The organism is Candidatus Protochlamydia phocaeensis (assembly GCF_001545115.1).
GTDB classification, from domain to species: domain Bacteria; phylum Chlamydiota; class Chlamydiia; order Chlamydiales; family Parachlamydiaceae; genus Protochlamydia_A; species Protochlamydia_A phocaeensis.
Genome location: NZ_FCNU01000028.1, coordinates 275,730 through 291,015, shown reverse-complemented (window position 1 = coordinate 291,015; position 15,286 = coordinate 275,730). Strand labels below are relative to the sequence as shown.

Genomic DNA, 15,286 nt, shown 5'->3' with positions numbered 1-15,286 from the left:
CAAGTCTCTCCACTAAGCATAGAAAGGGCGAGAGTGCACTTGCAATTTTTAGAAAAAAAGCATACTTTCGATATAGATTCAGCCGCCCATTTCCTCTCCGATTAAGTAACAGAACGCCCTAGTGGTTTAATTTATCTTTCACTACGTGCATTTTCTCGGTTATTTCCGGAGAAATGCCAGTGCCATAGATAGCCTGAATGCATTCCAAATGTCTCTCTGCTTCTTGCCATTTCTTCAATTTGATTTTTACACCGAGCGCATCATTCCATACCGCTAAGGGCAACTGATTGCCAGAGGTAGCGATTGCCTTTTCATAGAGGACATCGGAGTCTTTATATCTATGCATTTGCAACTTTATCAAAGCCACATCAGCGAATATGCCTGCCGGCACGTCATTGCCATAGGCTTTGATCGCCTTTGCATAGTGTTGGCTTGCTGCTTTCAAATCTCCTAATTTTGCTTTTATAAAAGCCACCTGGACAAATGTTTTTGCTGTGAGATTTTTTCCCATGATCGCTAGCATTTGCGTATAAAGGTCATCCGCTTGCTGCCATTTCTCTAATTTTATTTTTATGAACGTTAGTTCCCTTAATAACTCTAATTTTCTAGTGAAGAGATTTGCTAGAGCAGCATCCGTTGATTTCTGTCCTGACTGGTCCAGATGGCCTATTATAAAGGTTAAAAGGGTATCTGCTTCTTGCCATTTTCCTAATTCTATTTTTATAGACGCAATCTTAGCCAAAGCTGTTAAATCTGATTTATCAGCAAATGGCAGCAAGGCGTCTTGATAAAGCGTCTCAGCCTCTAGAATTTGATTTAATTGAAGTTTAATTTGAATGGCTTTAAACCAAAGATTTTCTGCAACGTCTTCTTTATAACTAGCAAAAGCTTTTGCGCATAAAGCATCTGCCACTGCCCACTTTCCTTCTTTGATCGCTTCCTTAATGAAATCAGCCAATAACAGAGGAACATAATAACCATACGGATAGAAGTGAGTAGAAAAATCAGGATAATTTTTTAATAAATACTCTAAACCTTCCAGATCATGAGCCGCACAGACTTTTAACAGCCGCTTATGAAAGGAAAAGACCATGTCCTCCATTTTGATAATGGGTTGATTTCCAGAAGGAGCAATATTGGAATTGGCATAGGAGCTTGGAATACTTAAAGCATAAAACAGAAATAGGTTTGCATAAGCCCCGCCTTTTTTGATCGCCTCAACCATGTACTCCTCCAACAAATCGAAGGAGTCTTGATAGTGCTTTACATCTGTGACTTTAGAGATAGACCCTCTTAACTTCTTTGCTTCAAATAAAGCATTTAATAGATAATCTCCGCTTTTCAGCTCGTCTTCTTTTAGCTCTTCTATGAATAAATTCGTGTCACCTCTGCTTGCTCTAAGCGAGCTGCCTATACGAAAGATGTCTTGTTTCACATAAGCTTTAAAAAAAGGAAAACGCTTTATCACTCTGCCATAGCGGGCATTGATCTTCTTAGCGAGTTCAAGGCTTTTACTAAATCTGCAAGGATAGCCTTCTTTGACATATTGGATCATGACTTTGCTTAAGCAATAATTCCATTTATAACCAAACTCTCGATTAGGAGTCAGATCGGAGTCCCGCCACCAGAGGCTGTCTAAGTGTTCCCTCTGGGCATAACTCTTCCATATAGGCCCTGTTATGTCTTTATACCCTTTTGCTAAGCGTTCGAATTGCAAAAGATCTTTATGACTTAAATGGGAGAAAATTTGATCGACTACATTTACATCCAACTGCAAAAAATCAAATGCAGCCGGACTTTCCCCCTCTATTTTAGAAGCTTCCCCTCCTGTTTCAGAATCAAGCGCTTTTATTTCGGAAGAGGGACAATTTAAGTCTTGGCATTGTCTTTTACTCCCCATCAAAACATCAGAAGCGCTTGCCGGCACTGCTGAAGAGATTTGATTAAATTTCCTCTTCCTTCCATTAATAGAGAGGCCTTCAAAACTAACATTAACTAAACAACATGTCCGCTGTTGGATTTGAACGACTTTGTCATCCGTTTCCAAATTATTAGCGGAATTAGAAATACAATCCTTATTAGAAGCTGGATAATCCTTAATAATACGATTAAAAGCGGACATATAATTATTAACACAATCAGCAAACATGGCAAAAACCTTTACACCCAATTAAAATGGAAAATTTATGAAGGAAAAAATTATCTTAAAGAAAAACTTTTAAGAATAGCTTTTAGCTAGGATTTGGAATGAGAGTCGTAGAGCATAGGCTTCCTACCAAACCATCTTTGACATGTGAATGGCCAAAAGAGTAGCCAAACTTGTTATCAATTGATTGGCAGAAATGCCGCCTAGCGGCCTAAAGTAAAGAATTAGGTCAGATTTAAAGACACCAAAGCCTTAAGGAAACTGTAAGCATTCATCTTAAAGGTCTAGTATCTTTCCTCCGTTTGAACTTAAACTAGCGATAGTTGAATAGATTAACTATTTCGATTACAATTCAATCAACTAATTTTATAAAAAATTAAAATTAACATTTAATAAATAAAAAATCAACAAATTTATTATTTGTCAAATAAAAGTGATTAGATAAAAGAAAAAGGCTTCTGCAAATAGGTTAATTGGCTAGTGATCTCTCATGAAAGAGGCAAAGAACTATTTTCCGACCATTAAAGGAAGGCTAAGCCTGCTGTCTGCTTTCTAGAGCCTGCAACTTCCTTCTCCTTTTATCTAGAACAAGTTGCGCTTGTGCCAGCAGTTCTGCTATAGCCTCTGGAGCGGATAGCGTTCTTCCTTTTTTTTCTCTCCATAATCGCTTCGCAAAAATTTTGATATCGTACAAAAGAACTTCTGCCTCTGAATCCGTTTTATCTGTTGATTCTTTTTCTAGATTTTCCGCGCGCTGTACAAAGACTTCAAACTCTCTTTTTACGGCTTCTTCTTCTTCATTTTCTAATTCCAATCCCAGAGAAGAAAGCGTCGAGAAAGTTAAATGGGAAATATTCTTTTCGTCTTCCGTTCCTAATTGATTGAACCGACATTGAAAGCGATTAATCAATCTTTCAGTCGCAAAAACTTTAAATTTCTGGTAAGACAACTCGCCTAATTGATTATGCAGCCAAACAGAAAGAGGTTTCTGCGTACAAACACCTTTAATTTGCCTCCTATACGGACGTCCGCTAAAGCAACGGTTTGATTCATCAGACTTGCACAAGCTCTTTTCTAGACGGTGCACGACACTTTCCATATCCTCATCTTCTTTACAAGAAATCTTTGTAATAAAATCCAAAGAAATTTGCTCGCTTGTCAAACCTGTATACGTCAGGCTTTGAATTTTTTCTGGGGAAAGCACGTCTTTTTTTATAATATTCACCAAGTAGGAGATTTTTTCTTTGGAATCCATTTCCCAGTTGATTCCTTGCTTATCATCAATGATTTGTTTAAAATGCCAGATTTGCGTGCTCGGATTGCTATTAATCACTCGCAAAGAAAAAGTCGGCCGCCCGGCTTCTCTTTCAATTTCATACAGAACAAAATGATCTTTAGTTCCGCCGGGAAGAATAAGAACATTGCCTCGAGAAGGATCGGAAAGAAACTGCTGGACTCGCTCAAAAAACAGGTTTTTTTTTAATTTCAATATGCGGGCCGCTGAAAATTGACAAGCGAAATTAAATTGGTTAATTAATTGCTCATAAAGCAAGGCCTCTGAAGAATTAACGGACAAGGTTTTCTTATAGGCTTTTAACAAGTGAAGCATTTGATTCAAAGTCCGAGAATTTTCATTTCCTTCTAGTTCATTGACTTTAGTTAGATGACCTCCCAAGATGAAATGATAGAAATTTGTTAAGAACAACCTCGGCTGTTGGCAGAACTCTTTTATTGTTTCTTTTACAAACAATGGCGTGATGATTTCCATCTTTGCCATGGATTGTAAAATATCTATACTGATTTGATGGATGTTTTTCTCAATGGCTCGTTTAAAGCCAAAAAAACGAAGAATTTTCCAATACCAAGGCGCTGTCTGGTATAACCGATCTTGAAAAGCCCGTAGAGAACGGACTAACTTTTGCATAGGCTGCTGGATTGCTGCCTTTTCCTCTTCTTCAAGCCAATAGAAATCCTTCAGGTTTTCAAATGTCTGTTGAGTCAAATCTAAAATTTTTTTAGCGTTTAAGGTTTTCCTTTTTTTTTCCGTAACCAGCGAAAACCTTTCGCCTTCCTGCGAAAGATAAAGCGAACGGTTGTCGGCTAATTGCTCGAATTGGGCGACGAAATGGGCAAAATGAGAGGATAAAATAGTTGGCATATTATTGAGCTTGGTAGCAGATATATAAAAAATAAAATTTTTAATAAATTTTAGAAGTTTATTAATAAGATTGTATAAAGAAAAATAAGCTAAAACAACATCAAATATAAGACCTTGCCTGCAAATTCATAATAATTTCAATGTCTCTGCTCTTGCAAAAGCTTTTGATCACCCTGAGCCTGCACAAGCCTGCGAATGAGAACCAACTTCAAGCCGCCCATTTTAAAATTTAGCTGCGATAAATAATAGGCTTCGCTATGCTTCTTAGTGTTTATCCACTTTACTTTAACCTGGAGAAATAATGAAAGTTTTGACATTTGCATTTTTTGCTTTAGCTGCTTTTTGTGTTCATTGTTTAACTCCTCTACATGCCACGGAGACATCTATGCCCCAACATCCCATTGCTGTTATTGAAACAACTCAAGGTAACATTGAAGTTGCCTTAAGACCGGATATTGCGCCCAAAGCAACAGAAAACTTTATCAAGCATGCCCAGGACGGTTATTATAACAATGTAATTTTCCATCGCGTGATTAAGGGTTTTATGATTCAGGGAGGCGATCCTACTGGAACAGGCCGCGGCGGAAAATCCATTTGGGGAACTCCATTTGAAGATGAAGTGACAGATGCGGTTAAATTTGATAAACCAGGCCTTTTAGCCATGGCCAATGCCGGTCCCAAGACGAATGGCAGCCAATTTTTTATTACGACAGCTGCGACTCCTTGGTTAAACAAAAAGCACACCATTTTTGGCGAAGTGATCAAGGGATATGATATCGTACAAAAGATCGAATCGACTAAAACAGGCCCCGGAGACCGCCCTGTTGAAGATCAAAAGATCTTGCGCATTACCATTAAAGATGGCAATTCTAAAGCGTCTTAATCGCCCCTCTCCTCTCTGCCTTCCTAGAAGGCAGAGAATCTGCTCAATAACTGGAGTTTTGAATTTATTTTGTCTTCCCTTTCTTAAAACGATGTAGGCAGCTTACCCGCTTGGCTCTTGAAATCGACCAGCTCTTTCGCTAATGATTCTCCTTCAGAGCGAGCAATCAAGACAGCGCAAGTGGCATTCCCCAACACATTCACCGTTGTTCGCAGCATATCTAAGATGCGATCAACAGCAATAATTAACCCTATGCCTTCAACAGGCACCCCAATTGTATTGAGAATCAATGTCACCGAGATCAGGCTAGCAGAGGGAATGCCGGCAACGCCCATCGACGTCAAAAGCGCCATACACCCAATGAGGCCGATCGTATGGACATTAAGAGGAACTCCATAAACCGTAGCAATGAAAAGGGAAGCAACGGTCATGCATAATGCCCCTCCTGACATATTGAGAGAAGTTCCAAGCGGAATGGAAAAACTGCAAATGCGATTAGACACGCCTGCTCGCTTTTCAACGCATTCCAGTGTAATGGGCAAAGTGGCAGCGGACGAACTTGTCGAAAAAGCAGTGAAAAGAGCGGGAGATAGGGCATAAAAATAGGGAATGGGATTGACCTTCGCAATGACAATCAACAGCATGGGAATAATCACAAAACTATAGGCAAGCAAGCCTGCAATAGCAGTTAAAAAATACCAAGCCGATGAGGCAATAGATTCTAACCCTGTTGTCGCCGTCACCTTAGCGACTAATCCAAATACGCCGATGGGAAGCGCTGTCATAATTAAATAAGTCATTTTCATTGTGATTTGAAAAATTCCTTCCCAAAACTTCAAAATCACCGACGCAGATCCAGCTTCTATTTTAGAAAGGAAAAATCCAAAAAGAATACTATAAACAATCAATCCTAGCATCTGCCCTTGCGAAGCAGCCGCTAAAATATTTGAAGGGATAAGCCTAAAAAGAATTTGGGTGAAAGTCTCAAAAGCTCCTCCTGCCTGCGGTTGAAGATTAACCGGAAGGGCATGTGCAGGATTGACTGCTGACATAGAGGCAAGAGGATCAGCTGATATTTCAGAAAAAATAAAAAAGAAGCCGCTTATTCCAACTAAAATAGCTAAAGAAATGGATAAAAGATAAAAACCGAATGTCTTAATTCCCAACAGGCCAAAAGAAGAATCGGATGCCATCTTGGCAGCGCCTAAAATGATCGAAGCAGAGACAAGCGGAACAGCGACAAGATGGAGGGCATTCAAAAATAGCTGACCAATCAAGCTGTAAATATTGACATAAGACACTCCACCTATGGCTTGATCTGTCCCCGTTATCCAACCCGCAAAAATGCCCAGCGCAAGAGCAATAAAAACTTTTAGGAGAACATGATTTTTCATTTAAATTCCAAACAAACCTGATTTCAAGCATTTAACAGCAAAAAACTCAACAATTTAAAAAAAACGATTAGAATAAAACGATTTTTTATTACAATCAAGCGTTTTCAATATCCATCTCTTCAATTAAAATAATTAACTTGAAAGGATAACGAAGATAATCTAATTCGTTTAATAACCGAATTAAATAATGGGGAGACTTTAATTTAGAAAAGAAAAGAATGGGAATATGCAGATGCATAGAGGCATTTGCTCGTTTTAGCAAAGTCTGTGCGTGTGTTCCTGCTAAGGGACCGCTTAAGACTAACAAAGGCCATGTCGATTGATTGGCGCTTAGCCGTTCATTTATCTCTTCTTCTGCCCACTCGATTTGCATGGCTTCAAAACCGGATTGATCAAACACTTGTTTTAGTGGATCTAAAGAGAAAGAGGCTTCTCCCGTAAGAAGCACTTTTTGTCCCTTGGTCACTTCTGGTTCGCTAAGCGTGAGGACACTGATTTGCTGATTGTCCTGCTTTGCCTTTGTTAAGGCTTTTTCTATATCCTGATTAATTTGCTCCAAGCTTTGATAATTTTTTAATAAAGATAAGACGACGCCGTGAAAATGAATATCTTTAGAGTCCGGAACATCCCGGCTTAGATTCTCTAAAAAGTGTTGAAGGAAGAGGCGGCCAAAATGTTCATCGATATCATTGAAGATCAATCCAAAGCGTCCTTTGCCCAAATAAGCAGCCATTTCGCATTTTTTAAACAAATCAGGAATGGACTGGCTGAGTTTTTTTAAGATATGCTCTTCAGGTAAATGATCTTCTTGATCGGATACACCTTCTAGCGGGCTTAACTCTAAAATAGCCAGGGTATGCGCCGCTGAAAAATGATAGCCTTGCAGATACCTTTTTTGTAGATAGTCATAAAAAGCCTGGGCATTAAATAAACCTGTCAAAGCATTGTGATGGGTTTTATAAGCCAGCCGATACATTTTTTTGAGCGAACTGAAAAGACGCTTTTGTAAAGTCACGCGATCAAGGGGTTTAAATAAAATATCGTCGACGTTGGCCTCATAGACTTTTTCAATCAAGCGAGCCTCTTGACTAACCGTCACCATGGCAATTAAGAGATTGTCATTATGGAGGCTTTTTAATTGATTCAGTATTTCAAAAGAATTTTCGTCGGATAAACTGATATTCAATAGAATGACATCCGGCTGAAAGTGCGATACCCTTGCAGATAGTTCAGAAAAATTTGTTGTCCATTCTAATTCCGCGCCCAATGGCTTTAACGCTTGTACAATATATTGACAGACATCTGGATCGTCATCTGCAATGAGAACTTTATACCCTTCCAAAATCGGCTGCGAGGGAGGAGGCTCTAATAAAAGCTTAAGGGCTTGCGTAGACAGAGGAAGCGTTGAAACTAAAGCAAGGCCTTCTTTAATGGCTTCTGCTTGCTTATTACTGTCTTGGCTTTCAGTTAAAAATCCAATAGAATTAAAAAAGCTATCTTCTCTTTGATAAAAACTGCGGATCAAATCTTCGCCCGTTAGGCTAGAGTGATCATAATGAGCTTGTACCAGAAGAACGTGGGGAACAATCTCTGAAGAGAAAAGTTTTTTTATGGCAACTTCAGGATTTTCTTCTATCAAGGCCGCAGCTACATTGTCCTTTCCGCTTTGCTCTAGGCATGCAATCGAAGGCTGATCTGCCGTTATCGCATAGAGAAGCGCGCTGTGTTGAAAGGAACCGGGCTCTTTTTTCTGCTCTCCGCCTTCCCGTTCTGCCATTTGAAAGCCCATTTTGATTTTTGTAAAAAATTCATCCAAAGAAGCCGTCCAAGAGGGATTGAATGTTCCCAAGCGAAGAGCCTCGATTTGCCGAGAGAGTTCGTCCTCAAGCTGTTTGCATAATTGGCTGACTTTAAAATAGCCATAAGAGCCCGAACTTCCTGCGATCTTATGGACATCTGCTTTTAGAACTTGGACATTTTCAATAGTAGGCTCTTTTTGAACGATTAAAATTAATTTTTCCAAGCGTTCAATCTTATCAAAGATAGATTTTTGATAAGCCTCTCTTATATCGGCTAAAAAATCTGCGGGAAGCGGCTGATCCAAAGAAGACGTGGGTTCAATATGGCATAATTGCTTGAAAAGATATTCGGCTTCCTGAGGATTGATGGGCTTTTCCAGCACTAAATCGACGTTTAAAGCTTCCTTGAGAATGCGGAAACTTGCAGCATCGTGGTAAATGCGCGAAAGAAAGCCTATTGGCAGATCAAGCTTTTTCTTTTCCCTGAGCCAAGCAACTAACTCAAATCCAGACCCATCCGGCAGATGACCGTCAATGATAAACGCCTGGTACTGCCCCCCCTCTTCTATTTTTTGCTTGGCCTCTTCAATTGAATAGGCTTTATCCAGTCCGATTTTTAGAGAGCTTGCCAATTGCTGCAAATAGGCGCAAAAGTCAGGGTCGTCATCTACGCATAAGACGTGGTAGGCCATGTCTTCCCGTTTAGCAGGACTCTTCGCCGCTGCTTGCAGCCAGGCTTGAATTTTTTCCCATTTTTTAGAAAAAAAAGGCAGCATAATTTCTATCCTGTTTAATCACATATCAATTAAGCATTTAAATAAAAATATATCAACGGTATAAAGCAGAAAAGTAGATAAATTTATCTTATGTCAGTTTAATTAAATAGCCGGGAAAAAGCGGATTCTATCAATTGTATTCTTAATCATGAGGCTATGAATACCAACCCTTTTAAATTCACTTTTCTATCCTGGCATGCCTATCCCGGCCAACTTAAATACTACGGGTTGGCCTTAATCATTTTCCTTCTAGGATGCCTTCTGACTTTTGGCGCTTACCGCTATTATAAGCTCGACGATCTCAATCATCTCCAATCGGAATTTAACCGCATATCAGATATCCGTTTATATATTATCCAAGAAGCGCTGGAAGATACAATCGAGCAGATGGATTATATTAAACAATTTTACTATTCGTCATCCGAGGTCAATGAACATAACTTTCATTATTTTGTCCGCAACTCTCTTGACCTTTATCCCAATTTAGTGGAAATCGGTTGGTTTTCAAGTGACAATAAGGAATTTCCCCCTTGGGATCAAAAGACTTCTTTGAATTTTATTTCTTTTGATGAAGAAGCCAAACGAACCAATCATTTTTTCCCGCTTAATTATTTGGAAATTTCCCATTCTCGAAATCCCTTATACATCGATATTAAATTTTTTTCGGATTTTAAATATTTATTAGATCACGTTGCCGATTATTCTTCGGTCGTCATTTCAGACACAGTTGCCTTTTTTCAGGATGGGTTTAAGCAAGGATTCTTTTTGTTCGATCCCATTTTTTCTGCGGATTATAATAGCCAAGGGCGTCCCAACAAAGACAGCTTATTGAGAGGTGTCCTCATTGGGCTTTCAGATTTTGAAACGATTGTACAAGGAATAAGAACCCGCATTGATTCTAACGGCATTAATATTGGAATTTATGACAATCATAATGGAAGTAGAAAGCTTTTATATTGGAATACAGGCAACAATGAGAAGATAGAGAAACCCCTTGCGCAATGGAAACAATGGACACGCAGCCATACCTTTAATATGGGTAACCGTTCTTGGACGATTGAAGCCACACCCACTCATTACTTTTTCAACCAATATAAAAACACCACTCATTGGGAGGTGCCGATTATCGGCCTGCTGCTCTCGGGCTTAACAACTTTTTATTTTTTAGTCTTGGTCAATCAACGCTTGTTAATTGAACAAGAAGTTAAAAAAAGAACGGAAGAATTGGCTGAAATTAACCGTATTTTGCAACAAGAAATTCATGAAAGACAGCGAATTGAAGAGGATTGGACAAAAAAACAGCGTTATCTGCAAAGACGTCATGAAGCCTTAGAATACCTGACCAAGTTTACAACCTCGGAATTGAAAAATGCCATCCATGAGGTAACGCTGCGAACCGCTGCGGTTATGCAAGTCGACCGTGTAAGCATCTGGTTTTACGAGTCTAAACCGCAAAATGAAGTCCTCTCTTGCGCTGGTCTGTATTCCTTTTCGACCCATTCTTTTTCCGATCATCTCGAGCTTTCTTCCTCTTATTTTCCCCATTATTTTACAACATTAAGAAAGCGTTCCCATTTAATTATTCCATCAATCGATAATCCCGAATTAAATCAAGAGCTAGCCTCTTATCTAGCGACTTTTCATATTATCTCTAAACTAGATATTCCCATCATATTTGAAGGAAAACTGCTCGGAGTCTTGTTTTGCGAAGAAACCCGAGATCATCGAGATTGGGCGCTAGAGGACCGCCACTTTGGACAGACCATTGCTGATATTATTTCCATTATGATTGAACAATCGGCCAGGCGGAAAGTTGAAAAAGCCCTTCAAGAAAGCGAGGAGCGTCTGCGCTTTATTACCCAAAAAGCCATTGATGCCATTATTTCGGTTTCTGAAAAAGGAGAAATTATGTCCTGGAACTATGGGGCCGAGCAGATATTCGGCTATGCGGAAATAGAAATCTTAGGAAAACCGCTCAGCCTCATTCTGCCCCACCAAAGCATTCAACATTTTGAATCTACGAAATCGATGGAAATGGGAGGCAAACATAAGAATGGAAAAAATTTTCCCGTAGAAATTTCTCATACCCGTTGGCAAAGCGGCTCTCTCTATTTTGATACTGTCATTATTCGCGATATTACGGAAAGGAAAGAATATGAACAAAGGCTCATTAAAGCCATGAAAGAAGCAAGAGCCGCCAACCAAGCCAAAAGTGAATTTTTGGCAACCATTTCCCATGAGCTGCGCACGCCTCTTAATGCAATTATTGGCTTTGATCAATGCCTGCTAATGGGCATGGACGGTCCCATCAACGAGCAGCAGCAAGGCAGCTTAAAAAAGATCGAAAAATCGTCCTTTCATTTATTAACGCTAATTAATGACATCTTAGATTTGGCAAAAATTGAAGCCAATAAGATGGAATTAGAAATTTCTCCTGAAAACATCGTCGAAATTATTAATTCCTGCATTGAGGAAATCCAACCCTTAGCTCAACAAAAGCAGCTTGCTATCAAGCTATTTATCGGCCGCCCCTATATTCTAATGGAAATAGATAAAATCCGCGTCAAGCAAGTACTTTTAAATTTATTGGGGAATGCCGTCAAATTTACAGAATCGGGTTTTATTCAAATTGTCTTGATCAACCATCCTCATTCGGTTGAGATACAAATCACAGATACAGGTATTGGATTAACTTCAGAAGAAATTGCTAAAATTTTCAAACCTTTCTCTCAAGCAGATAGCTCGATTACCCGTAAATTTGGGGGCACGGGGCTTGGACTTGCCATTTGCAAAAAAATTGTTGATTTACATGGCGGCACGCTTGATGTTCAAAGCCAGAAAGGCAAAGGCAGCACTTTTATTCTTATCCTTCCCAAAACTCAATAAGAATTTAAATGCAAGGACATGGCCTTGATCTACTCTTTTATCTTCTATCTTTTATTTTTCTTTTTCAGTCGTTTTAATGAAAATTGTCTTTAAAAAGAAAATAAAGCGCTTAAAAATACGCTCTAAAAAATCCCGATGAATAAAAAATAAGGAGAGATTTATACATAATTTCCTTGCAGGTGATTTGAATTATTTTTATAACACACCTAAAACCTCAGTTTTGATTTTTTGCCCTTTCGATTGCATCAAAGCCTCAGATATGAACAAATGACAAGCAGGGTAGTAGCCCTGAGTGGAGGCGCAGCCGGAACCCGCGGACAGCACGCAAAAAACCATTTTTAGCCACGTGAGTGGCGCAGCTTAAGAGGGGATTAAAATCCATATTAATTGATATTTGAGATTCCTTTCTCTAGGAGACAATAGGAGATAGCAAACCCTATTGAGTTAGGTTGCGCGCTATCTCCTATCGCTTGCTAGGGAAAAGAATGCGAATCTAGGTCTGTAGCGGTTTTAATACCCTCTAAGAGACGATCCACAATCTCTAAGGGAAGGATGCCTGCATGTTGGAAAAGAAAGAAATTTTAATTGTAGAAGATAACGAAGATAATAGTATTTTAGCAGAAAAGATCCTCAATTATTATGGATTTAAAACAGTGGTCACGTCTCATGGACAAGAAGCTTTAAACTACTGTGAAACTCATCAACCCGATCTCATTCTAATGGATTTATCCCTTCCCGATATAGATGGGATGGAAGTAACCCGTCTATTACGGAAAAGGCAGCACTATCAAAATGTTCCCATTATTGCTCTTACAGCGCATGCAATGCGGGGCATCCAGGAAACCACCCAAGAGGCAGGATTAAACGATTTTCTTGCCAAGCCCTTTCTTCCCAATGATTTAATTGAGATTATCCGCAAATATCTAAGATAGACTCACTCTCTTTCACCTGTATTAGAGGTATCCTTCTCTGTAGGCATGCACTTTAGCAAAAGGGTTTGAATATCTTCTTTTGTAATAGGTTTACTTATAAAAGCAAGGGCACCGGAGATTTTGCCCCGAATTTCTTTTGCCACAATACTAATAAAGGCAAAGGGAATGCCCTTTAATCGAGAATCATTCTGTAGCTCTTGAACAATATCATATCCATTCATTGGAGACATCAACATGTCCATTGTAATTAAATCGATGTGATGTTCTCTAGCAAGCTTTAAAGCCTCCTCCCCTGTCAAAGCTGACAAGGTCTGGCAACCACATTCCTGTAAATAGGAAGATAAGAGAGCATTAAATTCATTATCGTTATCAATGACGAGAATAGTAAAATTTTTAAACTGAAGCGGATTAAAAGCAGCTTTTTCAGAATTCAATCGAGAAGAGAAAAGCTGAGAATGGGGTATCCCCAAATCCTGCGCATTCTCTTTCTTCTTTGCTTGCGGCAAAATTAACGCGAAAATTTTTCCATTCTCTCCATAAGGCAATTCTTGCATTTGGTAGCCTAAAAATCTTGCCATCGATTGAGCGATCGACAAGTCTATCTCAATATGATGACGCTTATTCGGCTGAAGCTTTTGGCCTTCAGAAGCAGGTTCGCCTACAGGCATGCTCTCAATCGAATTATCGATAATATCAATTTCTATCGGTTGAAGCGTCATAGGATCGGGTTTTACCCGTATAATCACCTCTCCTGTGCGCAAGCGACTCACAATATTATGGAGTAAGTTGATGAGAAGCCTCTTAAGCATGTCCGAGTCGGTCTCTAAAGCTAGAAGATCTCTGGGTATATCGGCAATAAGCTGTAAATTCATCTCTTTTTTTTCAAGATGCTCTCTCAATTCATTTAAAATATGGGGAATAAACGTATAAAGATTTACTTTCTCTTTACGAAGCTCTACGCCCTCTTCTAGGTTAGCTGCTTCCACAATTTTGTTAACCAAATCGAAATGCTGCTTGATCGCAGCCGAAAGCTGGTTTATAGATGATAAGTCTTGCTCATTCAAAACAGATCTCTTATTGCTAAGGAAAAAACTTAATCGACTCTGAGTAGCCATTAGAGCCGGTTTTAATTCTTGCTCCAAGCTAAACAAAAGTTGGTGCTTAGATAAATTCGCCGCTTGAAGGATTTCATAAGCCCTTTTAAGCTCATTTTCCCATTTCTTCTGTTCGGATAAATCGGATCCGATAAATAAATACTCTTTTATATTGTTTGACCGATCTTTAAAAGCCGTAATAGACAATAAGCAAGGAAACGCTGTCCCATTTTTTCTACTCATTCTCCACTCGGAATCCGCACAAATAAGATAGCGGCTGGCCGAAACCAAAATTTCAAATTTTTGACTTGTTTTAGAGGCGCTCTTCCATGCCGACTCTTTCAATCTTTGTTCCAGCTCTTGCCCCTCAAAAAGATTTAGAATTGACTCTCGATCAATCAATTCCCTTCCTTCATAGCCAAATATTTTCTCAGCCCCTTTATTAAAAGAGAGAATAGTGCCTACTGTATCAGTGAGAATAATGGCTTCTTTGGCTCGACCTAAAATCGTTTGGTCTGCTTCCGTTTTTAAATTCCAATCGGCTTGTAAATGAGAGAGCGCCTTCCGATTTCCCTCTAACTTCCAGGAATACAAAAAGATTAAAAAATTAGATAAAAAAAGAAGGGGAATGAACAAAAAAAGGAAATACTCAACATCCGAAGCCACTTTTTGATCTAGACGGTTAAGCTCACTTCTCCGATCATTGATCATTTGAGAGATGATTAAGCGAATGCCATCCATATACCTTTTCCCTTCGCTGCTAATCACACCTGCCTGAGCCTGTTCAAATCCGCCGACTCTACGCCTGTCAATGCTTTCGCTCAATTCATCTAGTTTTAATTGGATTAGGCGTTTTAACTCGCGCAATTGCGACTCTTCTAGAGAACCCGTCCAATTGTCCGATTCAAGTCTTTGAAAATCACCTTTTATTCTTCTCAATGCCGTTTGATAAGGATCTAAAAAATCCTTGCGTCCCGTAATAATATATCCACGCTGCCCCGTCTCGGCATCCTGAAGCGTTAAGAATAAATTAGAAAAATTCTGAATTTGATCGATTATCTGCCGCCGCTCTCCGATAGCAGACATCAATTTAGAAAAGCTAAAATAAGACGCCATGCTAAGTAGAAGAATGCTTAGAAAGACAAGTATTAACCCTATTCTATAGTTATTTAGCATGCTGATTCAGCCATCCGCTCTACTATTTCCAAAATTTTCAAG

At 39.2% G+C, this 15,286-nt stretch carries 8 protein-coding genes; 3 read left to right on the top strand and 5 right to left on the bottom strand.

From position 1 onward, the window contains the following. Positions 1-118: 118 nt before the first annotated feature. Positions 119-2,149, bottom strand: coding sequence for a tetratricopeptide repeat protein (locus BN3769_RS10760; RefSeq protein ID WP_068470416.1), 2,031 nt, complete (start codon positions 2,147-2,149; stop codon positions 119-121). Positions 2,150-2,678: 529 nt separating this feature from the next. Next, positions 2,679-4,304, bottom strand: coding sequence for a hypothetical protein (locus BN3769_RS10755; RefSeq protein ID WP_068470415.1), 1,626 nt, complete (start codon positions 4,302-4,304; stop codon positions 2,679-2,681). A gap of 385 nt (positions 4,305-4,689) precedes the next feature. On the opposite strand from BN3769_RS10755, the gene BN3769_RS10745 reads away from it, so the two are divergent. Then, a complete protein-coding gene (locus tag BN3769_RS10745) occupies positions 4,690-5,187 on the top strand; it encodes a peptidylprolyl isomerase (protein ID WP_068470410.1) in 498 nt (165 codons plus the stop codon). An 83-nt stretch (positions 5,188-5,270) separates the two neighbouring features. Here the strand turns inward: BN3769_RS10745 and BN3769_RS10740 are convergent, their stop codons facing one another. Next, the gene (locus BN3769_RS10740; RefSeq protein ID WP_068470408.1) at positions 5,271-6,581 is read right to left on the bottom strand and encodes a dicarboxylate/amino acid:cation symporter; all 1,311 of its coding nucleotides are present in this window, start codon (positions 6,579-6,581) and stop codon (positions 5,271-5,273) included. 94 nt (positions 6,582-6,675) lie between these two features. Further along, the gene (locus BN3769_RS10735) at positions 6,676-9,156 is read right to left on the bottom strand and encodes a response regulator (protein WP_068470406.1); all 2,481 of its coding nucleotides are present in this window, start codon (positions 9,154-9,156) and stop codon (positions 6,676-6,678) included. Between the two features lie 156 nt (positions 9,157-9,312). On the opposite strand from BN3769_RS10735, the gene BN3769_RS10730 reads away from it, so the two are divergent. Then, a complete protein-coding gene (locus BN3769_RS10730) occupies positions 9,313-12,042 on the top strand; it encodes an ATP-binding protein (RefSeq protein ID WP_068470405.1) in 2,730 nt (909 codons plus the stop codon). Between the two features lie 560 nt (positions 12,043-12,602). Continuing rightward, a complete protein-coding gene (locus BN3769_RS10725; protein ID WP_068470403.1) occupies positions 12,603-12,974 on the top strand; it encodes a response regulator in 372 nt (123 codons plus the stop codon). A 2-nt stretch (positions 12,975-12,976) separates the two neighbouring features. On the opposite strand, the gene BN3769_RS10720 is transcribed toward BN3769_RS10725, so the two are convergent. After that, on the bottom strand, positions 12,977-15,184 hold the full coding sequence (locus BN3769_RS10720; protein WP_068470400.1) for a CHASE3 domain-containing protein: 2,208 nt from the start codon (positions 15,182-15,184) through the stop codon (positions 12,977-12,979). Positions 15,185-15,286: the final 102 nt, after the last annotated feature.

Excerpts from the sequence above, each read along its gene's own strand:
- BN3769_RS10760 (WP_068470416.1), bottom strand. The coding sequence starts at position 2,149 with ATGTTTGCTGATTGTGTTAATAATTATATGTCCGCTTTTAATCGTATT.
- BN3769_RS10755 (WP_068470415.1), bottom strand. The coding sequence starts at position 4,304 with ATGCCAACTATTTTATCCTCTCATTTTGCCCATTTCGTCGCCCAATTC.
- BN3769_RS10745 (WP_068470410.1), top strand. The coding sequence starts at position 4,690 with ATGCCCCAACATCCCATTGCTGTTATTGAAACAACTCAAGGTAACATT.
- BN3769_RS10740 (WP_068470408.1), bottom strand. The coding sequence starts at position 6,581 with ATGAAAAATCATGTTCTCCTAAAAGTTTTTATTGCTCTTGCGCTGGGC.
- BN3769_RS10735 (WP_068470406.1), bottom strand. The coding sequence starts at position 9,156 with ATGCTGCCTTTTTTTTCTAAAAAATGGGAAAAAATTCAAGCCTGGCTG.
- BN3769_RS10730 (WP_068470405.1), top strand. The coding sequence starts at position 9,313 with ATGAATACCAACCCTTTTAAATTCACTTTTCTATCCTGGCATGCCTAT.
- BN3769_RS10725 (WP_068470403.1), top strand. The coding sequence starts at position 12,603 with ATGTTGGAAAAGAAAGAAATTTTAATTGTAGAAGATAACGAAGATAAT.
- BN3769_RS10720 (WP_068470400.1), bottom strand. The coding sequence starts at position 15,184 with ATGGCGTCTTATTTTAGCTTTTCTAAATTGATGTCTGCTATCGGAGAG.